Source organism: Streptomyces sp. NPDC004732 (assembly GCF_040609235.1).
Taxonomy (GTDB): domain Bacteria; phylum Actinomycetota; class Actinomycetes; order Streptomycetales; family Streptomycetaceae; genus Streptomyces.
In genome coordinates this window covers 71,151-96,046 of record NZ_JBEXJR010000024.1, presented here as the reverse complement: position 1 = coordinate 96,046, position 24,896 = coordinate 71,151, and the positions used below count along the sequence as shown (strand labels likewise).

Here is a 24,896-nt window from a genome sequence, read left to right as displayed (position 1 = left end):
GCCGCCCCGCGGGGCTGGTCTCCCACCCACCCACCCGTTTGCCCCGCGACGTCCAGCGGGGGTAGGGGCCGGGGCTGCCCCCTCACGCCAGGGGCAGGGCGGGGGTGGGGGGGGTGGGCTATTGCCCGGTAGCGGGTGAGGGTTGGGGGTGGGCTATTGCCCGGTAGCGGGCCATGGGGTGGGGTAGGGGCCCTGCCCTGCAGTGGGCGGTGGAGGCGGCACGTCCGGCGAGCCGATGTGCTCCGCGAGCCGCGCCGCCTCGTACAGACCGGCCAGTGATCTGTGGGCAGGGGGCGCGGTAGCGGTGCCATGGCCCCTGACCGGGCCGCAGGCGTACGTGAGACTGCAGGCGCCGCGGGCATCCCCCGCCGGGCCGCAGTCGCGAGCGCGCCGGAGGGGACGTGGGGGTATGTGCGCACGGAGCACCGAGCCGACCCTGACGGCCAGATGGTCTTCAGGCGTGGCGTAGGGATAGCGAGTACGTACATACCCCCGCGGCCCCGCACCCACCCACGGGCCCAAGGCGACCCGCCAGGCTACGTCGCGTGGAGTGCCAGGGTTGGGGACAAGCGGGCCGCCCGTACCGCGGGGTACAGGCCCGCCACCGTGCCGATCGCCAGCGTTGCTCCGAAGCCGCCCGCCATGGCCCATGGCGGGACCACCCACGGGAGGTCGCCGGAGAGTGCGTACGCCGCTGTCGCGGCCGCGCCCAGTGCTACGCCCGCCGCGCCGCCCAGGCCCGACAGCATCAAGGACTCCGTCACGAACTGGATGCGGATCTGGCCGCGGGTCGCGCCCAGCGAACGGCGCAGGCCGATCTCGTAGCGGCGCTCAAGGACTGAGATGATCATGGTGTTGGCGACCCCGACCCCGCCCACGAGCAGCGCGATCCCGCCCAGGCCGAGCAGGAGCGTGGAGAACGCGCCTTCCGTCGCCGCCTTCGCCTGGAGCGCCGACGACGGGTCCGTGACCTGGACGTTGCGCGGGTTCTCCGGGTCGATCGACGCGGCGAGGAGCTTGCGGACGCTGTTGACGGAGGCGTCGGTGGAGCGTTCGTACACCGATGTCGGGTGCCCGTCGAAGCCCAGGAGGTCCTTCGACGCGTCCCAGCCGGTCAGCGCCGACCGCTCGATGTCGGGCGCGAGCGGCAGCGGGTCGAGAATGCCGATGACGGTGAAGTAGCGGTCGTCGATCCAGACCTGCTGGCCGGGGGATGCAATGCCGAGGCGTTTCGCTGCCACGTGGCCCAGGACCACCGACGGATAGCGGCTGTTCGCCGCGTTGAACCAGCTGCCGTGCGCCATCCCGCCCCGCAGCACCTTCAACAGCCCCTCCGTGGAGGCTTTCACCGAGATGCCGCCGGTCTCGTCCTCGGGAATCTTCTCGCTGCGCCGCACGGACCGTTCGAGGTCACCGGTCGCGCCGACGTTCTCGACCCCGTCGACCCGCCCGACCCGCCCCGCCGCATCGCGTGGCAGCTTCACCTCCTCGCCGGAGAACATCGCCTCCCCCGGCGACGCCACCAGCATGTTCGTACCCAAGGCGTCCAGTTCACGCATGAGTTGGGCCTTGCTGGAGGACGAGATGCCCACCACCGCGACCATCGTCGCGATGCCTATGGCGATGCCGAGCGCGGACAGGACCACCCGCACCGGTCGGCTCCGCAGCCCCGCGGAGCCGACGTGCAGGACGTCGCGCGGCCCGAGCCGCGCCGCCTTGAGGACTCCGCGCCGCCCGAGCCGCCGCCGCGCCTTCGTACGCTCCCCCGCCGTCACGCCGCGACCCCCGCCGCCCGCGTGTCCGCGACGACCTGCCCGTCCCTGATCCGCACCTGCCGAGGCAACCGCTCGGCGATTTCCGTGTCGTGGGTGATGACGGCGATGGTCGAGCCCTCCGCGTTGAGTTCGTGAAGCAGGGCCATGACGGCCTCGCCGGATTCGGAGTCGAGCGCGCCGGTCGGTTCGTCGGCCAGGAGCAGGTCGGGTTCGCCGACGACCGCGCGGGCGATGGCGACGCGCTGTTTCTGGCCGCCGGAGAGTTCGTGCGGACGGTGTTTCATGCGGTCGGCGAGGCCGACGCGCTCCAGGGCGTACGCGGCTCTGCGGCGCCGCTCGGCGCGCGAGAGGCCGGAGTACAGCAGGCCCTCGGCGACGTTGTCGCGGGCGCTGATGCCGGGGACGAGGTGGAACGCCTGGAAGACGAAGCCGATGTGCCGGGCGCGCAGCGCGGAGAGGCTGCGGTCGCCGAGCGCGGCGATGTCGTGCCCGGCGATGGCGACGGAGCCCGCGGTGGGCCGGTCGAGGGTGCCGACGATGTGCAGGAGGGTCGACTTGCCGGAGCCGGAGGGCCCGACGATGGCGAGGAGTTCACCGGAGCCGACGATCAGGTCGACACCGCGGAGGGCGGCGACCCCGCCCGGGTACTCCTTGGTGACGCCGGACAGTTCGACGACGGTGGGAACCGCGCTGATCGGCGTAGAAGAGTCGTTCATGCCTTCGGCACCCCGACCTTCGCACCCTCCCGCAGCCCCCCGCCGCTCACCTCGACCCTGCCCTGCCCGAACATGCCGAGCTCGACCTTGACGTCACGGGTGCGGCCGCCCTCGACGACCTGGACGCCGAAGCCGCCGCCGGGCAGCGCGAGGAGCGCGTTGACGGGGACGGAGAGGACGTTCTCGCGGGTCTGGCCGGTGAGGTTCACGGTGACCGGCGACTGGTCGAAGCCTTCGACCTTGCCGGGGTCGTCGAAGGTGACGGTGACGGGGATCTTGGGGGTCTTGTCGTTGGGGTCGTCGCCGGGCTTGGCGGTCTTGCCGACGGAGGCGACCTTGCCGTCCACGGTCGCACCGTCCGGGAGCGTGACGGTGACCTTGGTGCCCTTCTTCGCCGAGCCGCCCTCCGCGACGTCGAGTTGGATGCGTACGACCCGTTCGGACCCGGTCGTCGAGAGGACGGGCTTGCCCGGCGCGACCTGGTCGCCGACCGTCGAGCCCGCGGACTTCACGCGGACCGCGGACGGCTGGAAGGAGATCTGGTCGGGGCCGACGCGGCCGGTCTGCTTGCGGTCGTGGGCCTTCTGCCACTGCTTGACCGCGGCCGCGGTGCCGTCGGTGTAGGTGTTGTCGACGGCGAGCCCGGCGCCGTAGCCGAGGGCGACGAGGTTCTCTTCGAGCTGGCGTACGTCGTTGCCCTTGTCGCCCGTCTTCAGCGTGCGGTACATGGGCTCGGTGCCGTACATGAGGCGGACGGGGGTGCCGTTGACCTCGTAGAGCCGCCCGTCGCGCCCGATGGTGGAGCCGGACTCCGCGGACCAGGTGAGCGTGCCGGTCGTACCGGCGTTGACCTTGCGTTCCTTGGCGTAGCCGAGGGTGCCGTCGACCTGGGTGCCGCTGCTGAGTTCGCCGCGCTCGACGGACGCGGTGGCGGGCGGCAGGCCCGCGTCGCGCCGGTGGGAGTCCTGCTCGCCGCCCGCGTCGGCGAGGGCGCTGACGGCTATCCCGCCGCCGGTGACGGCGAGCAGGGCGACGACCGTGGCGACGACGGCGGTGCGGCGCCTCACTTGACGATGCCCTTGCACGCCTCGGCGGCCTTCTCCATCTTCTTGGCCTCGGCACCCTTGGGCATGGGCTGGGCCTGCATGGCGCCGCCGTCGAACTTCGGGTCCGGCATGTTGAAGCCGTTCTTGCGCATGCACTGGGCGTACTTGAGCATCTTGTCCTTGTCGGCCTGCGAGACGCCGCCGCCCTTGGCACCGCCGCCCATGCCGCACTTCTTCATGGCGGCCTCCATCTTCTCCTTGCTCATGTCGCCGCCGATGGTGAGGCCGCGGCTGTCCTCGCCGGACTTCGGCTCGGGCACGTCGAGGCCGTTCTTGCGCAGGCACTCGCGCTCCTTGAACGCCTTGTCGGCGTCCGCGCCCTTGCCGCCGTCGGCGCTGTCCGACGAGCCGGACCCGGAGTCCGAGTCCGAGCCGGACGAGCAGGCTCCGGCGAACAGGGCGAGTGCGGCGAAGGCCGACGCGAAGGCCACTGAGCGGGTACGGGCGGTCGGGCGGGTAGGACGGGTCGTGCGGGTCGGACGGGCGGTACTCATTCGGCTTCCCCTTCACATGCGGCGTGCGTGACGCTGTGGCGTGCGTGACGCGCTCAGGCTGGCGGGGAGCGGGGTTTCGTTTCTCTCAACGGAGACGCTTACACCGGCGAAAGGTCACTCTCGGGTACACAGGGCGGCATGCGCGTACTGCTGGTGGAGGACGAGGAATTCCTGGCCGAGATGATCGCCGACGGGCTGCGCCGTGCCGCGCTCGCCGTCGACGTCGCCGCCGACGGCCTCACCGCGCTGCGGAAACTGCAGCTCGGCGAGTACGACGTGCTGATCCTCGACCGCGATCTGCCGGGCGTGCACGGCGACGAGGTGTGCCGCAGGGTCGTCGAGCAGCGCCTGCTGACCCGGGTCCTGATGCTGACCGCGTCGGGCACGGTGCGTGACCGCGTGGCGGGTCTGGGGCTCGGCGCGGACGACTATCTGACCAAGCCGTTCGCGTACGACGAGTTGCTGGCCCGCGTCCTCGCCCTCGGCCGCCGTGCCCGGCCCGCGCTGCCGCCGGTGATCGAACGGGCCGGTCTCGTCCTGGACACCGCACGCCGCCAGGCCAGCAGGGACGGGCGGCATCTGGCGCTGTCCCGCAAGGAGTTCGCGGTCCTGGAGGCCCTGCTGCGGGCGGACGGCGCGGTGGTCAGCGGCGAGGATCTGATCGAACAGGTCTGGGAGGAGGACACCAGCTACCGCACCAACGCGGTCCGCGTCACCCTCTCCAAGCTCCGCGCGAAGCTGGGCGAGCCGCCGGTGGTGGAGACGGTGCCGGGGGCCGGATACCGGATCGCGGGGCGGTCCCTGTGAGCGGGCGGGCACCTCTGCGCATGCGGATGAGCAGCGAGCGGGCCCGGCTGACCTCGCTGTACGGCGGGCTGCTGGTGCTGGCGGGGGCGCTGCTCACCGGGCTCGTGTACCTGCTCGTGCAGCAGGGGCTGTATACGTCGATCAGCTCGGCGGTGACCACCGCGGTGCCCCGGGATCCGCGCCCGCCGTGGCGGTCCGTGCCGACTCCGGCCGCGTCGGCGGTGCCCGCCCGGCGGATCGAGGGCGTGCCGCTGAACCTCGACGAGGGCCTCGCCGTCACGAAGATCAGCGATCTGGCGGGCGAGGCCGCGCTCAACCGCCTGCTGACCGTCTCGGTGATCGTCTTCACCGTGTACGCCGTCCTGTCGATCGCCCTCGCCTGGTGGATGGCGGGCCGGGTGCTGCGCCCGGTCGCGGTGATCACCGGCATGGCGCGACGGCTCTCGGGGGCCAATCTGCACGAGCGGATCGCGCTGGACGCGCCGCCGGGCGAGCTGAAGCACCTCGCGGACACCTTCGACGAGATGCTGGACCGGATAGAGCGGCTGGTCGGCGCGCAGCAGCGGTTCGCGGCCAACGCGGCGCACGAGCTGCGCACGCCGCTGGCCGTGCAGCGGGCGGCCGCCGAGATCGGGCTCGCGGGGAGCCCGGACGCGGACCGGGTGGCGATGATCCGTACGAAGCTGATCGCCGTCGCCGACGACAGCGAGCACCTCGTCGAGGGGCTGCTGCTGCTCGCCGACTCGGAGCAGGGCCTGGAGCGGCGCGAGCCCGTCGCGGTGGACGTCCTGGCGCACGCCGTCGCGGAAGGCCTCGCGGAGGAGGCGGCCGGTCGCGGGGTCGCCGTGTCCGTGCGGGCCGAACCGCTGACCGTGGAGGGCGACGGCGTACTGCTCGACCGGCTGGTGCACAACCTGGTGGCGAACGCGGTGCGCTACAACGTCGAGGACGGCCGGGTGGCCGTGCGCACCTCGTCGGACGGCTTCCTGGAGGTGGCGAACACCGGCCCCGAGGTCCCCGCAGACACGGTCCCGCAGCTCTTCGAGCCCTTCCGGCGGCTGCAGGAGCGTACGCATGCGAAGGGCGAGGGGGCGGGCCTGGGCCTGTCGATCGTGTCGGCGATCGCGCGGGCGCACGGGGCGGAGGTGACGGCGGAGGCGAACGGGGCAGGCGGGGGACTTACGGTCCGCGTCGCCTTCGCCCGGGAACCGGCCGCGTGAGACGGGAACCGGCCGCGTGAGGCACTCAGTGCCGGTAGCCGTCGGAAGATCAGTGCCGGTAGAAGATCCGGTCCCCGTACTCCTGGAAGACCCGCCCGTTCCAGTCGTGCCCGCCGTCCACGTTCCCCGACCGCAGGAGGGGCGGCTGGATGCCGCGCTCGGCGAGCTTCTCGATCGCCGCGGCCGTCATCGCCTGCATCAGCGCATTGGTGACGACGCTCGACGCGGGCCCGAACGGAGCATCGACGCCGTCGAGGGAGAGCTCCGCGTCACCGACCGCGATCTTGGAGTCGACCACCACGTCGCAGTGGTCCTTCAGGAAGGTGCCCGAGACGTGCCGGGAGCGCGTCTCCGTCGCGTACGCCACCGATGTCACGCCGATGACCTTCAGGCCGAGGGCGCGGGCGTTCATGGCCATCTCCACCGGCAGCGAGTTCCGCCCGGAGAGCGAGATGATCACCAGTACGTCGCCGGGGCGGGCGGGCGAGGAGTCGAGGACGGCGCCCGCGAGGCCGTCGACCCGCTCCAGGGCGGAGCCCAGCGTGGCGGGCATCACGTCCACGCCGACCACTCCGGGCACGGCGAGGAGGTTGACGAGGGCGAGGCCGCCCGCGCGGTAGACGACATCCTGCGCGGCGAGGGAGGAGTGCCCGGCGCCGAAGGCGAAGAGCCGCCCGCCGGACTCGACGGCGTCGGCGAGCAGCGTGCCCGCGTCGGCCACGCTCCCGGATTCCTCGTCGCGGACCTTCTGGAGCAGTCCGATCGCGGCGTCGAAGTACCGACCTGCTGTTTTGCTCTCGCTCTTCGAGCTCATTCGCATCACGTTGCGGTCTGGACCAGCGCCCTGTCAACACCGTCTCAGGCCGGTACTGGGCGGGAATTCCACCGGCGCGGCACGGTTGTCAGTGGTATGCGTCAGAATTGAGGGCAGGGCCAGCGCACGAGCGAATTCTGAGGGGCACCCATGTCGGGGCTGATTGACACCACTGAGATGTATTTGCGCACCATCCTCGAGCTGGAGGAGGAAGGTGTGGTCCCCATGCGCGCCCGGATCGCGGAGCGGCTCGACCAGAGCGGACCGACCGTGAGCCAGACCGTGGCGCGCATGGAGCGCGACGGCCTGGTGGCGGTCGCGAGCGACCGTCACCTGGAGCTCACCGAGGAGGGCCGCCGCCTGGCCACGCGCGTGATGCGCAAGCACCGCCTGGCGGAGTGCCTGCTCGTCGACGTGATCGGGCTGGAGTGGGAGCAGGTGCACGCCGAGGCGTGCCGCTGGGAGCACGTGATGAGCGAGGCGGTGGAGCGCCGCGTCCTGGAGCTCCTGCGCCATCCCACCGAGTCTCCGTACGGCAACCCGATCCCGGGCCTGGAGGAGCTGGGCGAGAAGGACGGCGCGGACCCGTTCCTGGACGAGGGCATGGTCTCCCTGACGGAGCTCGACCCGGGCTCCGAGGGCAAGACGGTCGTGGTGCGCCGCATCGGCGAGCCGATCCAGACGGACGCCCAGCTGATGTACACACTGCGGCGGGCCGGTGTGCAGCCGGGCTCCGTGGTGAGCGTGACGGAGTCCGCGGGCGGCGTCCTGGTGGGGAGCAGCGGCGAGGCCGCCGAGCTGACCGCCGACGTCGCGTCGCACGTCTTCGTCGCCAAGCGCTGAACCGGGGCGGTTCGGCGCGCCACCGGGCGCGTTCGGCGTACTGAGGTCAACTCCCGTTGCTGGAGGGGAAGTTGACGGGTCTTCGCGATCTCTGTGAGTTCTTGCGGAGTCCAAGATTCAGTGTGCGGAATCGCAGCGGCCGAGCGTTTTGCGTGCCAGGCTGTCGCGAGAGGCATATGACCTGAGGACTCTCGATCATGTCGGCGCCAGGTCTGGCCCGACGGCCGGGGAGGGGGCTGGAGGATGTGCCCGTCCGGTGAGCGCGAACGCCCGCCCGGCGAGCGCCTGAGCGCGCCCCGCTGCCGGGCCGGACGAGGCGCCGGACAAGGCGCCGGACAAGGCGCCGGACAAGGCGCCGGACAAGGCGCCGGACAAGGCGAGGGCCCCGGCGCTCAAGAGCGCCGGGGCCTGTCCTCCCCTGTGCTGACCCGGAGCCCCGAGCTCCCAGGGTCATTCCCCACGGGCCGGTTTCCCCGAGCGGCCCGCCTCCCGATGAAGATCTCCCCTCGGCCGCGGCGGTCAATCCTTGAGCGTGGTCACCCGAACGAGGGGTGTTACCGGCGAACCGGCCGCTTTCGAAAACAGGTTCGATAGCGTGCGGGGGTGTGGAGCAGGACCAGGCGTGAAACCCGGGCGGAACCAAGGGGGGTGCCAGGAATCATGGTGCGGCGCATCGACGTGACGGGCGCGGGCGGCGTACGCCTCGCCGCCTGGGAGTACGCCGACCCTCCCAAGCTCAGGGAGGCCGAGGGATCCTCCGGAGGGGTGCTGTTACTGCACGGCCTGATGGGCCGCGCCTCCCACTGGACGGGCACCGCCCGCTGGCTGTCCGAGCGGCACCGCGCGGTCGCCCTCGACCAGCGCGGCCACGGCAGGAGCGAGAAGCCCGCCGACGGCCCCTACAGCCGCGATGCCTACGTGGACGACGCCGAGGCCGCCCTCGTCCAGCTCGACCTCGCGCCCGCCGTCCTCATCGGCCACTCCATGGGCGCGCTCACCGCCTGGCAGCTCGCCGCGCGCCGCCCCGATCTCGTCCGCGGCCTGATCATCTGCGACATGCGGGCCTCCGCGCTCGGCGCCGCCTCCCAGCGCGAGTGGGAGGACTGGTTCAAGTCCTGGCCCGTGCCGTTCGCGACACTTGCCGACGTGCGCAAGTGGTTCGGCGAGGACGACCCCTGGGTGGAGCGCCCCAACCCCGCGCGCGGGGAGTTCTTCGCGGAGGTGATGGCGGAGGGCCCCGACGGCTGGCGGCCCGTCTTCGACCGCGACCAGATGCTCCGTTCCCGCGAGACGTGGGTGCACGACGCGCACTGGGAGGAGCTGATCCAGGTCCGCTGCCCCGCGCTCGTCGTGCGCGGCCAGGACGGCGAGCTCGGCCGGGCCGAGTCCCAGGAGATGGTCCGCGTCCTGCCCCGCGGGGAGTACGCGGAGGTGGCCGACGCGGGGCACCTTGTGCACTATGACCAGCCGGCGGCGTGGCGGGCCGCCGTCGAACCGTTTCTGGACGGGGTCCTTACGGGGTAGCTGCGCCTTGCTCGGGCGGCGTCGAATCGTGGCCTTCGGCCTACTCGTCCTCAATCGCCGGACGGGCTCAAACGGTCCTGCCTGAGCCGGACGGGCTCAAACGGTCCTGCCCGCGCCGGACAGAATCAAAAGGTCCCGTCTGCGCCGGAACAGGATCTAAGGGCTCAGGCGTTCCACCCGCCAGCCCTGGCCCGCCTCCTCACGCACGTACCTCAAGCGGTCGTGCAAGCGGTCCGCTCTGCCCTGCCAGAATTCGACCGATTGCGGGCGGACCCGGAAGCCGCCCCAGTGCGGGGGGACCGGGACCTGTTCGCCCTCGGGGTAGCGCGCCGCCAGGTCGGCGTACGCGCGGTCGAGTTCCGCGCGTGAGGTGAGCACGGAGGACTGGGCGCTGGCCCAGGCGCCCAGTTGGGAGCCGTGCGGGCGGGTGCGGAAGTAGGCGACCGTCTCCTCGCGGCCGACGCGCTCCGCCGTGCCCGAGACGATCACCTGGCGGGCCACCGCGTGCCACGGGAAGAGCAGCGAGACGTACGGGTTGGTGTCGAGCTCACGGGCCTTGCGGGACTCGTAGTTGGTGAAGAAGACGAAGCCCCGCTCGTCGAAGCCCTTCAGGAGCACCGTGCGGGAGCTGGGGCGGCCCGCCGCGTCGGCCGTGGAGACGACCATGGCGTTCGGCTCGTGGACGGCGTCCCCGTCGCGCGCCGCCTCCTTGAACCAGAGCGCGAACTGGTCCATGGGCGCGGCCGGCAGCTCGGTTTCGGACAGCCCGCCGGTGGCGTACTGCTCACGCATCTCAGCCGGTTCCGGAAGAGGGGCACTGGAGTCGGTCACGCGGTCATCTTGCCGTATTTGCCACGGCCACAGGGGCTTCCGAAGGGGCGCACCGGCCCCCGGAGAGGTGACGTGTGGCACTGAGTGCCGCATTCCATCGCCAAAGGTGGCACCAACAGATATCGTCCTGCTGCCGCATCGGTTGGGTGACCACCAGCCTCACGGGGCATCACCGGGAAGACCGTTCCGGACCGCGAGTCGCCGGATTCGCCGCACATCGGCGGACACGACCGTGGAACCGGACCGGAAACGCCCACTTTTGACACATGGTCATGAGCTGATCGCAACCCCGTCTCTCGCAACCATCATGTCGAACCCATCTTGAGGAGCCGCCTGATGTCCGACTTCGTACCTGGCCTTGAAGGAGTCGTCGCGTTCGAGACGGAGATCGCCGAACCGGACAAGGAAGGCGGCGCGCTCCGCTACCGCGGCGTCGACATCGAGGACCTGGTCGGCCACGTCTCCTTCGGAAACGTGTGGGGCCTGCTCGTCGACGGCGCCTTCAACCCCGGTCTGCCGCCCGCCGAGCCGTTCCCGATCCCGGTGCACTCCGGCGACATCCGCGTCGACGTCCAGTCCGCCCTCGCCATGCTCGCGCCCGTCTGGGGCCTGCGGCCGCTGCTCGACATCAGCGAGGAGCGCGCCCGCGAGGACCTGGCGCGGGCCGCCGTCATGGCGCTCTCCTACGTTGCCCAGTCGGCCCGCGGACAGGGCCTGCCGATGGTCCCGCAGCGGGAGATCGACAAGGCGGGGACGGTCGTCGAGCGGTTCATGAAGCGGTGGCGCGGGGAGCCCGACCCCAAGCACGTGCAGGCCGTCGACGCGTACTGGACGTCGGCCGCCGAGCACGGCATGAACGCCTCCACGTTCACCGCCCGTGTCATCGCCTCCACCGGCGCGGACGTGGCGGCGGCGCTGAGCGGGGCCGTGGGCGCGATGTCCGGCCCGCTGCACGGCGGCGCCCCGTCCCGGGTCCTCGGCATGATCGAGGAGATCGAGCGCACGGGTGACGCGGTGGCGTACGTGAAGCAGGCGCTGGACAAGGGCGAGCGGCTGATGGGCTTCGGGCACCGGGTGTACCGGGCCGAGGACCCGCGGGCCCGGGTGCTCCGCCGTACCGCCCGTGAGCTGGGGGCGCCGCGCTTCGAGGTCGCGGAGGCGCTGGAGAAGGCGGCCCTCGACGAGCTGCACGCCCGTCGGCCCGACCGCGTCCTCGCCACGAATGTGGAGTTCTGGGCGGCGATCGTGCTCGACTTCGCGGAGGTACCGGCGCACATGTTCACGTCGATGTTCACGTGTGCGCGGACCGCGGGGTGGTCGGCGCACATCCTCGAGCAGAAGCGGACGGGCCGCCTCGTCCGGCCCTCGGCCCGCTACACCGGCCCCGGCAGCCGGTCTCCGCAGGCGATCGAGGGCTTCGACGAGATCGCCCGCTGAGGCCTGGCCTCCGGCGGTCATCTCCCCAACCCCGCCCCTTCCCGAATATTGCGGCTCCGCCGCCCGGGGCTCGGTCGATCGCGCTCCGCGCTCGTCCTCAAACGCCGGACGGGCTGGAAAATCCAGCCCCTCCGGCGTTTGAGGAGCGGGGTCTGGGGCGGAGCCCCAGCTTCGGGAAGGGGCGGGATCGGGGAAGACTCAGGCCTCCAGCGACGACTCCACCAGTGCCGTCCACTGGGCCACCACCCGCTCCCGCCGCGCCCCGTCGTCCGTCAGCAGGTTCGCCAGGCCCAGGCCGCGGGCCATGTCCAGGAGGCCCTGGATGGTTTCGCGGACTCCGGGGACGGACTCGTCGGCGTCCAACAGTTCCACCGCGATGCGGTGCGTCTCGCGGCCCACGCGGGATTCCAGTTCCGTGACCCGGGAGCCCAGCGCGGGCTCGTTCGACGCGGCCACCCACAGGTGGAGCGCCGCACGGAAGAGCGGGCCCGTGTAGAGGTCGACGAGGGCGGCGACCACGGAGGCCCGGTCCTGCGCGGGCAGGGCGCGCAACGCGGTCGAGCGCTGCTCGGCGACGTACTCCACGGCCGCCGTGAACAGGTCCTCCCGGGTGGGGAAGTGGTGCTGCGCCGCGCCCCGCGAGACACCCGCCCGCTCGGCGACCACCGAGACCGTCGAGCCCGCCCAGCCGTGTTCGGCAAGGCAGGACACGGCGGCCTCCAGGAGTTTCTGCCGGGTCGCGCGGCTGCGGTCCTGCTTGGGTGCCCGGTCGGCGGCGGTCACAGCACCCATGGGCGCTCCCGTCGTTCGAGGAACGCCGTCATCCCCTCGCGCGCCTCGGCGGAGCCGAAGAGCCGCGCGGACAGGGCCGTGAGGGCGTCCGATTGGTCGTCGAATGCGTCGAGCACCCTAGCCGTGAGCAGCTTCTTCGTCTCGGCCAGGGCGCCCGGCGCCGCCGCGCGGAGCCCGTCGAGGAGAGGTGACAGAGCCGCGTCGACGTCCGTACCGGACACCGTGACCAGGCCGATCCGCGCCGCCTCCGCCGCGTCGAAGCGCTCCCCCGTGAGGTAGTAGCGGGAGGCCGCGCCCGGATCGAGGCGGGGCAGGAGGGGGAGGGAGATCACGGCGGGGGCCACGCCTATGTGCACCTCCGTGAACGCGAAGGACGAGGCAGGACCTGCGGCCGCCAGGTCGCAGGCGCCGAGCAGCCCGAGCCCGCCCGCCCGCACATGGCCGTCCACCCGCGCGACGACCGGCTTGGGCAGCGCCACGAGCTGCCGGAGCAGCGCGACGAACGCGGCGGGGTCGGGCGGCGCCTTCAGGTCGGCGCCCGAGCAGAACGTCGTGCCGGTGTGGGTGAGCAGGACGGCGCGGGTGTCGCCGTCCTCACCGAGGTCGGCCAGCGCCTCGGCGAGGGCCTTCACCAGGTCCGCCGAGAGCGCGTTCCGCCGCTCGGGCGTGGACAAAGTGACGGTGGTGATGCCGCGGGACGGTGAGGAGACGGAGAGGCTCATGGGGGCTCCTCAGTAGGACTTGGGCAGGCCCAGGGTCTGGTGCGAGACGTAGTTGAGGATCATTTCCCGGCTCACCGGGGCGATCCGCGCCACGCGTGACGCGACGATCATCGAGGCGAGGCCGAACTCCTTGGTCAGGCCGTTGCCGCCCAGCGTGTGCACGGACTGGTCGACGGCCTTCACACAGGCGTCGGCGGCGGCGAGCTTGGCCATGTTGGCGGCCTCGCCCGCGCCGACGTCGTCGCCCTCGTCGTAGAGCCTGGCGGCCTTCTGCATCATCAGGCGGGCCAGTTCGAGCTCGACGTGGGACTGGGCGAGGGGGTGCGCGATGGCCTGGTGGGCGCCGATCGGGGCCTTCCACACGCTGCGTTCCTTGGCGTACTCGACGGCGCGGGACAGCGCGTACCGGCCCATGCCGAGCGCGAACGCGGCCGTCATGATGCGCTCGGGGTTGAGCCCCGCGAAGAGCTGGAGCAGCCCCGCGTCCTCGTCGCCGACGAGCGCGTCCGCGGGCAGCCGCACGTCGTCGAGGACGAGCTCGAACTGCTTCTCCGCGGCCTGGAGTTCCATCTCGATCTGACGGCGCTCGAAGCCGGGGGCGTCGCGCGGGACGATGAACAGGCACGGCTTGAGGCTGCCGGTGCGGGCGTCCGACGTGCGACCCACGATGAGCGTCGCGTCGGCGATGTCGACGCCTGAGATGAAGACCTTGCGGCCGGTCAGCAGCCAGTCGCCGGAGTCCGGGTCGCGGCGGGCCGTGGTGGTGATGCGGTGCGAGTTGGAGCCCGCGTCGGGCTCGGTGATCCCGAACGCCATGGTGCGGGTGCCGTCGGCGAGGCCCGGCAGCCAGGTGCGCTTCTGCTCCTCGGTGCCGAAGCGGGCGATGACGGTGCCGCAGATCGCGGGCGAGACGACCATCATGAGCAGCGGACACCCGGCTGCCCCCAACTCCTCGAGGACTATGGAGAGTTCCGCGATGCCGCCGCCCCCTCCCCCGTACTCCTCGGGCAGGTTCACGCCCAGATAGCCGAGCTTGGCGGCGTCCGCCCACAGCTCGTCGGGGTGGCCGCCGCTGCCCGCGACCTTGGCGAGGTAGTCGCGGCCGTACCGGCGTCCGAGCGCGGCGACGGCGGCCCGCAGGGCCTGGTGCTCTTCGGTTTCGAGGACGGTGCTGCGAGCGGTGCTGCGAACAGTGCTCATGAGGCTTCTTCCTCTGGGGCGGCGGCCGGGGCATCGGCCTGGACGACGGCGAGCAGCGCGCCGACCTCGACCTGGCGGCCGGGCACGGCGTGCAGGGCGGTGAGCGTTCCGGAGGCGGGGGCGCAGATGCGGTGCTCCATCTTCATCGCCTCCAGCCAGACGAGCGGCTGCCCGGCCGTGACCTGCTGCCCCTCGGCGATCCCCGCGGCGACGCGCACGACGGTGCCGGGCATCGGGGCGAGCAGGGAGCCGGGCGCGCGGCGGGTGGTGGGCTCGGGGAGCAGGGGCAGCGGGGTGAGGGAGGTGTCCCCCTCGGGCGTGCCGACGTGCACGCGCTCCCCGTACCGGGAGACGGTGAACTGCCGTCGTACGCCGTCCACTTCGAGGACGACGAGTCCGGCGCTCACACTGATCACGGTCACCCCGTCGGCGGCCGGGCCCTGCCGGGTGTGGTGGTAGCGGACCTCGTGCTCGGTGCCGTCGGGCTCGGTGCGGTAGCGCTTGAGGTGGGGCTGCGAGCGGAGGTTGCGCCAGCCGCCGAACCGGGAGCGGCCGTGCGCGTCGGCGAGGGCCGCGGCCAGCGGTGCGTGCGGGTCGGGCGCGGCGGCCGTGAGCGAGGCGGTGTGCCGGTCGTAGAAGCCGGTGTCCATGCGGGCCGCGGTGAACTCCGGGTGCCGCAGGGAGCGTACGAGCAGATCGCGGTTGGTGACGGGGCCGTGCACGGCGGCGCGTTCCAGGGCGCCCGCCAGCTTGCGGAGCGCCTCGGCGCGCGTCGGGGCGTACGCGACGGCCTTGGCGAGCATCGCGTCGTAGTGCACGCCGATGGTGTCGCCCGCGGCGTATCCGGTGTCCAGGCGCACCGCGCCGGGTACGTCGATGCGGTGCAGGGTGCCGGTCTGCGGGGCCCAGTCGGCGGCGGGGTCCTCGGCGTAGAGGCGGGCCTCGACGGCGTGTCCGTGGGCGGCCGGAGGATCCTTCTCCAGGGCGAGTCCTTCGGCGATCCGAATCTGCAGCGCCACGAGGTCGAGCCCGAACACGGCCTCGGTGACCGGGTGTTCGACCTGCAGCCGGGTGTTCATCTCCAGGAAGTGCGCCCGCCCTCCCGCCACCAGGAACTCGACGGTGCCCGCGCCGCGGTAGTCGGTGACGCGCGCGGCGCGCACGGCCTGCGCGTGCAGTTCGTCGACGAGTTCCGGCGCGAGGCCCGGGGCCGGTGACTCCTCGATGACCTTCTGGTGTCTGCGCTGGAGGCTGCAGTCGCGGGTGCCGAGCGGCCAGACCGTGCCGTGCGCGTCGGCCATGATCTGCACCTCGACGTGCCGCCCGCCCTCGACGTACGGCTCGACGAACACCTCACCGTCCCCGAAGGCACTGGCGGCCTCCGCACGGGCGGCCGCCAACTCCTCTTCCAGCAGCGCCAGTTCACGTACGACACGCATGCCGCGCCCGCCGCCGCCCGCCGCCGCCTTCACGAGGACGGGCAGGTCGGCCTCGGTGACGTCCCCGAGCGGCTCGACGCCCATCAGCTCCTTGGCGCGCGTCTTGGACGCCATCGCCTCGATCGCCTCGGGGGGCGGCCCGATCCAGCCGAGGCCCGCGTCCAGGACGGCGCGTGCGAAGCCCGCGTTCTCGGAGAGGAAGCCGTAGCCGGGGTGGATCGCGTCGGCGCCCGCGGCCTGGGCGGCCTTCACGACGAGGTCGCCGCGCAGGTACGTGTCCGAGGGCGCGGACCCCGGCAGCCGGACCGCCGTGTCGGCCTCGCGCACGTGCAGGGCGTCCGCGTCGGCGTCGGAGTACACGGCGACGGTGGCGATGCCGAGCTCGCGGCAGGTGCGGAAGACGCGGCAGGCGATCTCGCCCCGGTTGGCCACCAACAGGGAAGTAATCATGGGGAGTTCCTCAAGAGTCATGGGAGCCCTCACATCCGGAAGACGCCGAAGCCGCCGCGCGCGCCCTCGTAGGGGGCGGTGTGGATCGCGGAGAGGCAGAGACCGAGGACCGTGCGGGTGTCGCGCGGGTCGATGACCCCGTCGTCGTAGAGCCGCCCGGACAGGAACATCGGCAGCGACTCCGCCTCGATCTGCTGCTCCACCATGGCGCGCAGCCCGGCGTCCGCCTCGTCGTCGTAGGGCTGCCCCTTGGCGGCGGCGGACGCGCGGGCGACGATCGACAGGACGCCCGCGAGCTGCTGCGGTCCCATGACCGCGGACTTGGCGCTGGGCCAGGCGAAGAGGAAGCGGGGGTCGTAGGCGCGCCCGCACATGCCGTAGTGCCCGGCGCCGTAGCTGGCCCCCATGAGCACGGAGAGGTGCGGCACCCGCGAGTTGCTGACCGCGTTGATCATCATCGCGCCGTGCTTGATGATGCCGCCCTGCTCGTACTCCTTGCCGACCATGTAGCCGGTGGTGTTGTGCAGGAAGAGCAGCGGGATGTCGCGCTGGTTCGCCAGCTGGATGAACTGGGCGGCCTTCTGCGACTCCTCGCTGAAGAGAACGCCCTGCGCGTTGGCGAGGACGCCGACGGGGTAGCCGTGCAGGGTGGCCCACCCGGTGACGAGCGAGCTCCCGTACAGCGGCTTGAACTCGTCGAAGTCGGAGCCGTCGACGATGCGGGCGATGACCTCGCGCGGATCGAAGGGCTTCTTCAGATCGCCGGGGACGATGCCGAGGAGCTCGTCCTCGTCGTACTTGGGCTCCGCCACGGACACCGGGTCCGGATCGGCGTACTCCTTGCGCCAGTTGAGGCGGGAGACGACGCGGCGGGCCTGGCGCAGCGCGTCCCGCTCGTCCTCGGCTAGGTAGTCGGCGAGGCCGGAGGTGCGGGCGTGCATCTCGGCGCCGCCCAGCGACTCGTCGTCGCTCTCCTCGCCGGTCGCCATCTTCACCAGGGGCGGGCCGCCGAGGAAGACCTTCGCGCGCTCCTTGACCATGATCACGTGGTCGCTCATGCCGGGCACGTAGGCGCCGCCCGCGGTGGAGTTCCCGAAGACGACGGCGATGGTCGGGATCCCGGCCGCCGAGGACTGCGTGAGGTGTTTGAAGAGGGCGCCGCCCGGGATGAAGATCTCCTTCTGGGAGGGCAGGTCGGCGCCCCCTGACTCCACGAGGTGGATGGACGGCAGCCGGTTGGCGTGCCCGATCTCGTGCGCCCGGAAGGCCTTCTTCAGCGTCCAGGGGTTGGAGGCACCGCCCCTGACGGTCGGGTCATTGGCGGTGATCAGGCACTCCACGCCCTCGACGACGCCGATGCCGGTGACCATGGAGGCGCCGACGGGGTAGTCGCTGCCCCAGGCGGCGAGCGGCGACAGTTCGAGGAACGGCGTGTCCGGGTCGAGGAGCAGCTCGATGCGCTCCCTGGCGAGGAGTTTGCCGCGCTTGCGGTGCCGGGCGACGTACTTCTCGCCGCCGCCCGCGAGCGCCTTGCCCTGCTCGGTGCCGAGCTCTGCGAGCCGGTCCAGCATGGCCTGTCGGTGCTCGGCGTACTCGGCGCCCGATGGGTCGAGCGCGGAGGCGAGGACGGTCACAGGAGTACCTCCGGTATGTCCAGGTGGCGGGCGCGCAGCCACTCCCCGAGGCCCTTGGCCTGCGGGTCGAAGCGGGCCTGCGCGGCCACGCCCTCGCCGAGCAGCCCCTCGACGACGAAGTTCAGGGCGCGCAGGTTGGGCAGGTCGTGGCGTGCGACGCGCAGGTGGGCGGCCTCCGGCAGGAGTTCGCGCAGCCGCTCGACGGTGAGCTCGTGGGCGAGCCACCGCCAGGCGTCGTCGGACCGCACCCATACGCCGACGTTGGCGTCGCCGCCCTTGTCGCCGCTGCGGGCCCCGGCAATGAGGCCGAGGGGGGCGCGGCGGGTGGGGCCGGGCGGGAGGGGCGGGGGCAGGGGTGCGGGGTGCGGGTCTTCGAGTACGCGGGTGTCGGCGCCGTGAGCGACGGCTCTGCGCTCCCCGTCGGGCAGCACGGCCACGTGCTCGACGGTCCCGCGCTCGACGTACGCCGCCTCGAAGACCCCGTACGGCGAACCCTTTCCGGGCGGGGCCGTCACGTGGAAGCCGGGGTAGCTGGCGAGGGCGAGCTCGATCGCGGCGCCGCTGAGGGTGCGGCCCACCGTGTCCGCGTCGGTGTCCCGTACGACGAGCCGGAGCAGGGCGCTGGCGCTCTCCTCCGTGGGGGCGTCGGCGCGGTCGGTGCGGGCCAGCTCCCAGCGGACGTCGGCGGGGCGGGACTTGGCGCGGTCGAGGGCGTCCTCGATCTGGGCGCGGGCGAGGGCCGCCTTCGCCTCGATGTCGAGTCCGGTGAGGACGAAGACGACTTCGTTGCGGAAGCCGCCGAGGCGGTTGAGGCCCACCTTGAGGGTCGGGGGCGGCGCCTCGCCGCGCACCCCGTCGATGCGGACGCGGTCGGGTCCTTCCTGGGTGAGGACGACCGTGTCGAGGCGGGCGGTGACGTCCGGGCCCGCGTACCGGGCGCCCTGCGTCTCGTACAGGAGCTGCGCGGTCACCGTGCCGACGTCGACGAAGCCGCCGGTGCCGTCGTGCTTGGTGATGACGGACGAGCCGTCCTCGTGGATCTCGGCGAGGGGGTAGCCCGGGTGCCGCAGGGCGTCGGGCCCCCGCCCGTGCTCGGCGAAGAAGGCGTAGTTGCCGCCGGTCGCCTGGGAGCCGCACTCCAGCACGTGCCCGGCGACGACGGCTCCCGCGAGCCTGTCGTACGCGTCGGGGGCCCAGCCGAAGTGGGCCGCGGCGGGCCCGGTGACCAGGGCCGCGTCGGTGACGCGTCCGGTGACGACGATGTCGGCGCCCGCGTCCAGGCACGCGGCGATCCCGGCGCCGCCGAGGTAGGCGTTGGCGGTGAGGGCGCCGGGGAAGCGGGCGCCGAGGTCGTCGCCCTCGACGTGCGCGATGCGCAGCCCGCCGAGCCCGAGCCGGTCCGCCAGCTCCCGCACGGCGCCCGCGAGCCCGGCCGGGTTGAGCCCGCCCGCGTTGGCGACGATGCGGACGCCCCGCTCCTGGGCGAGCCCCAGGCACTCCTCCAGCTGCCGCAGGAAGGTCTTGGCGTAGCCGCGCGAGGGGTCCTTGAGCCGGTCGCGGCCGAGGATGAGCAGGGTGAGCTCGGCGAGGTAGTCACCGGTGAGGACGTCGAGGGGGCCGCCGGTGAGCATCTCGCGCATCGCGTCGAAGCGGTCGCCGTAGAAGCCGGAGGCGTTGCCGATGCGCAGGGGGCGTACGGTCACTTTCCGCCTCCCGCCGTCAGGAAGTCGCAGGTCACCGGTGACCCCCCTGGGCCGCCCGCCCCGCGCCGGGCGGTCCCGCGAAGGCCTGGGCGATGTCGAGCCAGCGGTCGGCGTCGGGGCCCTCGGCGCGTACGGCGAGGTCGGCCCGGTGCGCGCGCTGGGTGACGAGCAGGCAGAAGTCGAGGCCGGGCCCCGTCACGCGCTGGGCGGCGTCCTCGGGGCCGTACGCCCACACATCCCCCGTGACCGGCGAGGTCAGCTCGACCCGGAACTCCTCGCCCGGAGCGCTCAGTCCACGTACCGCAAAGGCGAAGTCACGCGCCCGCACCCCGATCCGTGCCACGTGCCGCAACCGGTCGGTCGCGCCCCGCGCCACACCGAGCGCGTCGGCCACGTCCTGGCCGTGCGCCCAGGTCTCCATGAGCCGTGCCGTCGCCATGGACGGGACGGCCATGGGCGGCCCGTACCAGGGCAGGCGCGCACCGGCCGGGGCCTCGCGCAGGGCCCGCCACAGCTCGTCACGGCCGGTCCGCCAGCGGGCGAGCAGCTCGCCGGGCGGCAGCGCGGCGCCCTCCGCCGCGCCCTCGTCGACGAACGAGCCGGGTGCCGCCACCGCCTTCTCGACCTCGGCGGCGAACGCGTCCGGGTCGGTGGCGGCGAGCAGCGCGGCCCGGTCCGTCCAGGTCAGGTGCGCGATCTGGTGGGCGACGGTCCAGCCGGGCGCGGGTGTCGCAAGGGACCACCTCTCCCGGCTCAACTCCGCGACAAGGCCGTCGAGTTCCTCGCTCTCGCTGCGCAGGTCGTCGAGCACGGGCAGGGCATCGGACACGGAACGCTCCCCTCGGGGGCACGACAGTGCCTGGGAGCATGGCAGCGCTCGCAGAAACAAGCAAGCGTGCTTGCATTACTTTCCGGAGCGCGCCGAAGACTCCGTGAGCGCCTCGACATCGGCGCCCGCGGCGGGCCCCGCGCCCATCTCCACGATCGGATTCACACCCGCCTCCGCGACGGGACCCGTCTCCGAAGCCGCCCCATCAACTTCCTCATCGGCCGCCTGACCAGCAGAACCCGCAACCGCCCCCGCAGCCGGATCCGCCTTCGCCCGCCGCCCCACCTGCGTCCGCACCGCCCCCATGCTCGCCGCGATGACCAGCGCGATCGCCAGCGCCTCGACGACGGACAGGGCCTGGCTCAGGATGAGGAACCCGGCGATGGACGCGATGGCCGGTTCCAGGCTCATCAGGATCGCGAAGGTGTGCGCGGGCAGCCGCCGCAGCGCGAGGAGTTCGAGGGTGTACGGCAGCACGGACGACATCACCGCGACGGCCGCGCCCAGCGCCAGCGTGCCCGGCTCGATCAGCTTCGACCCGGCCACGGCGATCCCGAGCGGCATGAACAGCACCGCCGCGACCACCATCGCGAGGGCCAGGCCGTCGGCCTGCGGGAAGCGCCGCCCGGTGCGCGCGCTGAAGAGGATGTACGTCGCCCACATGGCGCCCGCGCCGAGGGCGTAGGCGACACCGACCGGGTCGAGGCCGTCGAAGCCGCCTCCGCCGCCGAGCAGGAAGACGCCGCACAGGGCGAGCCCGGCCCAGATCAGGTTCACGGCGCGGCGCGAGGCGAGCACGGAGAGCGCGAGCGGTCCGAGCACTTCGAGGGTCACGGCGGGACCCATGGGGATACGGGCGACGGACTGGTAGAAGAGCCCGTTCATGCCCGCCATCGCCACGCCGAACGCCACGACCGTGCCCCAGTCGGCGCGCGAATACCCCCGCACCTTCGGCCGGCACACGACGAGCAGCACGAGCGCGGCGAAGGCGAGCCGCAGCGCCACGATGCCGACGGCGCCGACCCTCGGCATCACGCTCACGGCGACCGCGCCGCCGAACTGCACGGAGATCCCGCCCGCGAGGACGAGTCCGACGGGGCCGAGTGCGCCGATGCGGCCGCGGATGCCCGCCGTCCCCCCAGGGGTCGCCGCGGGTGTTGCCTGGTCGCTGCGGGAGACGTCCACGGGCGAGCCTTCCCCTTACTCCGGAGTTCAAGGTGCTGGACTCACTCGTCCAAGGTAATGCACTAGGACAGGATTGTGGGGCCCTTTTACTGCTGTACGCAACCCACGTCCACATATCGAAGCTACGGCGCCCGGCACGGCTTGTGAAATGCCGATTGCGCTCCCGTTATGCTCCGCGGACATGACCGATCCGACCAGGCCGACCAGGAACTCCGTCGAGCTGCGCCACCTGCGCTGTTTCCTCGCCGTCGCCGAGGAGGGCAGCGTCACCCGCGCCGCCGCCCGCCTCCGCATCACCCAGCCCGCCGTGTCCCGCACGCTCGCCGCCCTGGAGGACGAGCTCGGCTCGCGCCTGGTGGACCGCTCCACCCATCACCTGCGGCTCACCGCGGTGGGCCGCGCCTTCCGCGACAAGGCGGCGGTCGCCGTCGCCGCCTTCGAGGACGCGCTGGACGCGGGCCGATCGGTGCACCGTCCGCTGCGGCTCGGGCACGCCTGGTCGGCGGCGGGCCCGTACACGACGCCCCTGCTGCGCCGCTGGCGCGAGACGCACCCCGACGTCCCCCTGGAACTGCTCCGCATCGACGACCGCACGGCGGGCCTCGCCCGGGGCGCGGTCGACGCGGCGCTGCTCCGGGGGCCCGTCGGTACCCCGGGCCTGGTCACGGAGCTCCTCCACACGGAGGCGCGGGTGGCCGCCGTCCCCGCCGACAGCGCGCTGGCCTCCCGCGCCCGGCTGGACCTCGCGGACCTGAGGGACCGCACGATCGCCCTCAACACGGTGTCCGGCACCACCACCGCGGACCTGTGGCCCGCCGACGCGCGCCCCACCGCGATGATCACCGTCGCCAACACGGACGACTGGCTGGCCGCGATCGCCGCGTCCCGCGCGGTCGGCGTGACCACCACCGCGACGGCGGACCTGCACCCGCACCCCGGGGTCGCCTACGTCCCCCTGCCCGACGCTCCCCGCGTCCCCGTGCTCCTGGCCCGCCGCCACGGCCCGCCGAGCCACCCCGCCCTGGACGACCTGTGCGCTCTCGTGCGCGCGGTCACGGGCCAGGACCAGTAGCCCCGGGACCCTGCCTAGCGGACCCGCCCGTACATGTTCGGGTTGTACCAGCTGAAGGACGAGACCCGGACGTTCTTGCCGGGGCGCGGCGCCTCCAGGTACTGGCCGCCGCCCAGGTAGATCGCCACGTGGTGGATGCCGGACGAGCTGCCGTTGCTGCTCCAGAACACCAGGTCACCACGGCGCAGCTGGCCCCGCGAGATGGGCTGCGTGGCGCGGTACTGGGCGTCGGCGACGCGGGGCAGGGCGACGCCCGCCTGCCGGTAGGCCGCCAGCACCAGACCCGAACAGTCCCACCCGTGCGGGCCGTTGCCGCCCCAGACGTAGGGGTCGCCGAGGTGCCTCATGGCGTACGAGATGGCGGCCTCGGTGCCGTGGCGGCTGGGAGTGCCGGAGCCGGTGGAGGGCTTGGTGGAGGGACGGGTCGAGGGCCGTGCCGAGGTCCCCGCGGCGCCGGATCCCGAACGGCCCGTGTAGCGCTCGTACTTGTCCTGATGGCTGGTCCAGTACCAGTGCCCGGCCTTCCGGTACCAGTAGACGCGGTCGGTGGCGTCCCAGCCCTGGCGGCCGCGGAAGACGGGCTCGGCCGACGTGGACCTGCGCGGACCGGTGGACGCGCCCTTGCCCTTCGAGGCCGCGGTGCCCTTGCCGCCGCGCGCCACGTACTTGTCGTAGTGCGACGTCCACCGCCACCAGCCGGTCGCGTCCTTGTACCAGTACTTGGAGCCGTCCCAGCCCGCGTGGCTCGGCGCGGGTTCGGCCGAGGCCGTCCCGGCGGCGGCGCCCACCAGCACGGCCGCGCCGACCGCGGCCACGACGGCTCCGCGCACGCTGCCGCAGTGCTGCTGCCCGGCGCGGCCCGGGGCCTGCGGCGCCCCGGTGCAGTGTCCGCACCCGCAGTCGGCGGGTATCTCTTCGGTGAATCGGGGAGTCTGCACTTGGGGCCCTCTCGTTCCGTACGGCTCAGTGGGTGTCGACGGCGTTCCCCCGCGCCGTGTAGAAGGCCACGGTCAAGTCCTTGACCAGGGCCTTCCGTTCGTAGTCGTCGAGTTCGACGAGTCCCCGTTCGGTGAGTCTGCGGACCGTGTCGTCCACGGCGTCGAGCACCGACGTCAGCACGCTGTCCCGGTGCCTGGCGTCGATGGCGGCGATCCGGCGGCGCTGCATCGCCGCGGCCACGTCCGGTGCGTACTCCACGCGGGTGGGCCGGGCGGAGAACACCTCGATGCCGACGGCCCTGCACTCCGCGGCGAGGGCGGCGGTGAGCGCGGAGCCGACGGCCTCGGCGTCCCGCAGGGTCGGCGCGTCGTCGGCGGGCTCGCGGAAGGAGTCCGCGGGCAGCCGCGACGCGACGCGCACGGTCCCCGCCTCCACCTGCTCGCGCAGGTAGGCGAGGTGGTCGTCGACGGTGAGGAGGGCCCGCGCCGCGTCCTTGACCTGCCACACCACCAGGACGACCACGCGGAGTTCCACGCCGTGCGCGTCGACCGCCGTGATCGGCTCGCTCCGCCAGTGCCGCAGCCGTACGTCGACGCGCCTGCGCAGCATCAGCGGGCTGATCCACATCAGCCCGGTGCGGCGCACGACGCCCCGGTACCGCCCGAAGAGCGAGAGGATCCAGGCGCTGCCGACCCGCCCGCGGGTGAGCCCGCCGAGCGCGAGGAGGACGACGACACCGCAGCCGTCGACGGCCGCCCACCGGGCCGCGCCGAGCCCGTGCCCGGTCCGCTCGGGCAGCCGCAGCAACTCCGTGACGCGGGTGGGCAGCAGCCCGCCGGACCACACGATCCAGCCCGCGCCGCCGACGGCGAGGAGCGTCACGAGCAGCGCCCACCAGCCGGAGCACGCGGGCCCGCGCCGCTCGACGAGCTCCCGGTCGGGCCGGGGCACCGCCCCGGACACCAGTCGCGCACTCTTCGCCGCGCCGCCCTCGGCGACGGAAACGTCCGCCGCCACCTTCTTCTTCTGCTGCTGCACCTTCGGCAGTTCGGCGGTATCGCCCCGGAAGAGCAGATCCATCGGTATGGAGTCGCGCCGGTTGCGCACGACGAGTTCCCGGAGCAGGTCGTCCCCGTCCCGCACGGCGGGCCGGTCGAGTCCGGCGGGCTTCTTCGACGCGCTGGGCTCCGCCGGTGCGCCGAGCTCCTCCAGTGCCCCAGCCCCCTCCGGCGCTGCGGGTTCCTTCGGCTCTTCCGGCACGGCGGCACACCAGACTTCTCGCGGGCGCAGCAGAGCTGACGCCTCAACAGATGATCATGAACCATGCCGATCCTGCCTCAACCGGACACCGTTCCGCCGCCGCA

At 72.8% G+C, this 24,896-nt stretch carries 21 protein-coding genes and 1 pseudogene; 6 read left to right on the top strand and 16 right to left on the bottom strand.

Annotated elements, in window-relative coordinates; translation table 11 throughout:
• Positions 1-536 precede the first annotated feature (536 nt).
• The 4 genes from ABZV77_RS41290 to ABZV77_RS41275 are packed head-to-tail and all read right to left on the bottom strand — an operon-like array spanning position 537 to position 4,091.
• On the bottom strand, positions 537-1,775 hold the full coding sequence (locus ABZV77_RS41290) for an ABC transporter permease (protein WP_356268299.1): 1,239 nt from the start codon (positions 1,773-1,775) through the stop codon (positions 537-539).
• On the bottom strand, positions 1,772-2,491 hold the full coding sequence (locus ABZV77_RS41285; protein ID WP_356268297.1) for an ABC transporter ATP-binding protein: 720 nt from the start codon (positions 2,489-2,491) through the stop codon (positions 1,772-1,774). Before ABZV77_RS41285 ends, ABZV77_RS41290 begins: the two co-directional genes overlap by 4 nt.
• Positions 2,488-3,558 (bottom strand): peptidoglycan-binding protein, encoded by a 1,071-nt coding sequence (locus ABZV77_RS41280; protein ID WP_356268295.1) that lies wholly within the window; start codon positions 3,556-3,558, stop codon positions 2,488-2,490. The genes ABZV77_RS41285 and ABZV77_RS41280 overlap by 4 nt, the downstream gene beginning before the upstream one ends.
• The gene (locus ABZV77_RS41275; RefSeq protein ID WP_356268293.1) at positions 3,555-4,091 is read right to left on the bottom strand and encodes a hypothetical protein; all 537 of its coding nucleotides are present in this window, start codon (positions 4,089-4,091) and stop codon (positions 3,555-3,557) included. The genes ABZV77_RS41280 and ABZV77_RS41275 overlap by 4 nt, the downstream gene beginning before the upstream one ends.
• A gap of 138 nt (positions 4,092-4,229) precedes the next feature.
• Here ABZV77_RS41275 and ABZV77_RS41270 point away from each other — a divergent pair, with 138 nt between their 5' ends.
• Entirely contained in the window at positions 4,230-4,898 is a 669-nt protein-coding gene (locus tag ABZV77_RS41270) for a response regulator transcription factor (RefSeq protein WP_356268291.1), read from the top strand.
• Positions 4,899-4,924: 26 nt separating this feature from the next.
• On the top strand, positions 4,925-6,118 hold the full coding sequence (locus ABZV77_RS41265) for an ATP-binding protein (RefSeq protein WP_356268315.1): 1,194 nt from the start codon (positions 4,925-4,927) through the stop codon (positions 6,116-6,118).
• 49 nt (positions 6,119-6,167) lie between these two features.
• Here the strand turns inward: ABZV77_RS41265 and ABZV77_RS41260 are convergent, their stop codons facing one another.
• Positions 6,168-6,932 carry an SIS domain-containing protein gene (locus ABZV77_RS41260; RefSeq protein ID WP_356268289.1) on the bottom strand — a complete coding sequence of 255 codons (765 nt, stop codon included), beginning with the start codon at positions 6,930-6,932 and terminating at the stop codon, positions 6,168-6,170.
• 150 nt (positions 6,933-7,082) lie between these two features.
• Between ABZV77_RS41260 and ABZV77_RS41255 the strand changes: the two genes are divergently transcribed.
• Together ABZV77_RS41255 and ABZV77_RS41250 are read left to right on the top strand one after the other, a co-directional pair.
• Positions 7,083-7,775: a metal-dependent transcriptional regulator gene (locus tag ABZV77_RS41255; RefSeq protein WP_356268287.1), complete on the top strand. Its 693-nt coding sequence runs from the start codon at positions 7,083-7,085 to the stop codon at positions 7,773-7,775.
• A 660-nt stretch (positions 7,776-8,435) separates the two neighbouring features.
• The gene (locus ABZV77_RS41250; RefSeq protein WP_356268285.1) at positions 8,436-9,299 is read left to right on the top strand and encodes an alpha/beta hydrolase; all 864 of its coding nucleotides are present in this window, start codon (positions 8,436-8,438) and stop codon (positions 9,297-9,299) included.
• A gap of 156 nt (positions 9,300-9,455) precedes the next feature.
• Here the strand turns inward: ABZV77_RS41250 and pdxH are convergent, their stop codons facing one another.
• The gene (gene pdxH, locus ABZV77_RS41245; RefSeq protein ID WP_356268313.1) at positions 9,456-10,091 is read right to left on the bottom strand and encodes a pyridoxamine 5'-phosphate oxidase; all 636 of its coding nucleotides are present in this window, start codon (positions 10,089-10,091) and stop codon (positions 9,456-9,458) included.
• A 375-nt stretch (positions 10,092-10,466) separates the two neighbouring features.
• On the opposite strand from pdxH, the gene ABZV77_RS41240 reads away from it, so the two are divergent.
• Positions 10,467-11,567 (top strand): citrate synthase 2, encoded by a 1,101-nt coding sequence (locus ABZV77_RS41240; protein WP_356268283.1) that lies wholly within the window; start codon positions 10,467-10,469, stop codon positions 11,565-11,567.
• Positions 11,568-11,765: 198 nt separating this feature from the next.
• On the opposite strand, the gene ABZV77_RS41235 is transcribed toward ABZV77_RS41240, so the two are convergent.
• The 8 genes and pseudogenes from ABZV77_RS41235 to ABZV77_RS41200 form a co-directional block, all read right to left on the bottom strand.
• Positions 11,766-12,359, bottom strand: a complete 594-nt coding sequence (locus ABZV77_RS41235) for a TetR/AcrR family transcriptional regulator (protein WP_356268281.1) — start codon at positions 12,357-12,359, stop codon at positions 11,766-11,768.
• A complete protein-coding gene (locus ABZV77_RS41230; RefSeq protein ID WP_356268279.1) occupies positions 12,347-13,081 on the bottom strand; it encodes an enoyl-CoA hydratase family protein in 735 nt (244 codons plus the stop codon). Before ABZV77_RS41230 ends, ABZV77_RS41235 begins: the two co-directional genes overlap by 13 nt.
• A 9-nt stretch (positions 13,082-13,090) precedes the next feature.
• Positions 13,091-14,281 carry an acyl-CoA dehydrogenase family protein gene (locus ABZV77_RS41225; RefSeq protein WP_356268277.1) on the bottom strand — a complete coding sequence of 397 codons (1,191 nt, stop codon included), beginning with the start codon at positions 14,279-14,281 and terminating at the stop codon, positions 13,091-13,093.
• Positions 14,278-16,170 carry a biotin carboxylase N-terminal domain-containing protein gene (locus ABZV77_RS41220; RefSeq protein WP_356268275.1) on the bottom strand — a complete coding sequence of 631 codons (1,893 nt, stop codon included), beginning with the start codon at positions 16,168-16,170 and terminating at the stop codon, positions 14,278-14,280. Before ABZV77_RS41220 ends, ABZV77_RS41225 begins: the two co-directional genes overlap by 4 nt.
• 29 nt (positions 16,171-16,199) lie before the next feature.
• Entirely contained in the window at positions 16,200-17,804 is a 1,605-nt protein-coding gene (locus ABZV77_RS41215) for a carboxyl transferase domain-containing protein (RefSeq protein WP_356268273.1), read from the bottom strand.
• Entirely contained in the window at positions 17,801-19,507 is a 1,707-nt protein-coding gene (locus ABZV77_RS41210; RefSeq protein ID WP_356268271.1) for an acyclic terpene utilization AtuA family protein, read from the bottom strand. Before ABZV77_RS41210 ends, ABZV77_RS41215 begins: the two co-directional genes overlap by 4 nt.
• 31 nt (positions 19,508-19,538) lie before the next feature.
• Positions 19,539-20,336 (bottom strand): TIGR03084 family metal-binding protein, encoded by a 798-nt coding sequence (locus ABZV77_RS41205; RefSeq protein ID WP_356268269.1) that lies wholly within the window; start codon positions 20,334-20,336, stop codon positions 19,539-19,541.
• 276 nt (positions 20,337-20,612) lie between these two features.
• A pseudogene (locus ABZV77_RS41200) lies at positions 20,613-21,461 on the bottom strand (EamA family transporter); the annotation flags it as partial.
• Between the two features lie 241 nt (positions 21,462-21,702).
• Between ABZV77_RS41200 and ABZV77_RS41195 the strand changes: the two are divergent.
• Positions 21,703-22,593, top strand: a complete 891-nt coding sequence (locus ABZV77_RS41195; protein WP_356268267.1) for a LysR family transcriptional regulator — start codon at positions 21,703-21,705, stop codon at positions 22,591-22,593.
• Between the two features lie 14 nt (positions 22,594-22,607).
• Here ABZV77_RS41195 and ABZV77_RS41190 read toward each other — a convergent pair whose 3' ends face one another.
• Both ABZV77_RS41190 and ABZV77_RS41185 read right to left on the bottom strand, forming a co-directional pair.
• Positions 22,608-23,531, bottom strand: a complete 924-nt coding sequence (locus ABZV77_RS41190; protein WP_356268265.1) for a C40 family peptidase — start codon at positions 23,529-23,531, stop codon at positions 22,608-22,610.
• Positions 23,532-23,556: 25 nt separating this feature from the next.
• Entirely contained in the window at positions 23,557-24,792 is a 1,236-nt protein-coding gene (locus ABZV77_RS41185; protein WP_356268263.1) for an SPFH domain-containing protein, read from the bottom strand.
• Between the last annotated feature and the right edge of the window lie 104 nt (positions 24,793-24,896).

What these genes read in the sequence shown, in the direction of transcription:
- ABZV77_RS41225 (WP_356268277.1), bottom strand. Translation starts at nt 14,281, where the DNA reads ATGAGCACTGTTCGCAGCACCGCTCGCAGCACCGTCCTCGAAACCGAA.
- ABZV77_RS41270 (WP_356268291.1), top strand. Translation starts at nt 4,230, where the DNA reads ATGCGCGTACTGCTGGTGGAGGACGAGGAATTCCTGGCCGAGATGATC.
- ABZV77_RS41220 (WP_356268275.1), bottom strand. Translation starts at nt 16,170, where the DNA reads ATGATTACTTCCCTGTTGGTGGCCAACCGGGGCGAGATCGCCTGCCGC.
- ABZV77_RS41240 (WP_356268283.1), top strand. Translation starts at nt 10,467, where the DNA reads ATGTCCGACTTCGTACCTGGCCTTGAAGGAGTCGTCGCGTTCGAGACG.
- ABZV77_RS41255 (WP_356268287.1), top strand. Translation starts at nt 7,083, where the DNA reads ATGTCGGGGCTGATTGACACCACTGAGATGTATTTGCGCACCATCCTC.
- ABZV77_RS41250 (WP_356268285.1), top strand. Translation starts at nt 8,436, where the DNA reads ATGGTGCGGCGCATCGACGTGACGGGCGCGGGCGGCGTACGCCTCGCC.
- ABZV77_RS41260 (WP_356268289.1), bottom strand. Translation starts at nt 6,932, where the DNA reads ATGAGCTCGAAGAGCGAGAGCAAAACAGCAGGTCGGTACTTCGACGCC.
- ABZV77_RS41285 (WP_356268297.1), bottom strand. Translation starts at nt 2,491, where the DNA reads ATGAACGACTCTTCTACGCCGATCAGCGCGGTTCCCACCGTCGTCGAA.
- ABZV77_RS41230 (WP_356268279.1), bottom strand. Translation starts at nt 13,081, where the DNA reads ATGAGCCTCTCCGTCTCCTCACCGTCCCGCGGCATCACCACCGTCACT.
- ABZV77_RS41235 (WP_356268281.1), bottom strand. Translation starts at nt 12,359, where the DNA reads ATGGGTGCTGTGACCGCCGCCGACCGGGCACCCAAGCAGGACCGCAGC.
- ABZV77_RS41275 (WP_356268293.1), bottom strand. Translation starts at nt 4,091, where the DNA reads ATGAGTACCGCCCGTCCGACCCGCACGACCCGTCCTACCCGCCCGACC.
- ABZV77_RS41195 (WP_356268267.1), top strand. Translation starts at nt 21,703, where the DNA reads ATGACCGATCCGACCAGGCCGACCAGGAACTCCGTCGAGCTGCGCCAC.
- pdxH (WP_356268313.1), bottom strand. Translation starts at nt 10,091, where the DNA reads ATGCGTGAGCAGTACGCCACCGGCGGGCTGTCCGAAACCGAGCTGCCG.
- ABZV77_RS41265 (WP_356268315.1), top strand. Translation starts at nt 4,925, where the DNA reads ATGAGCAGCGAGCGGGCCCGGCTGACCTCGCTGTACGGCGGGCTGCTG.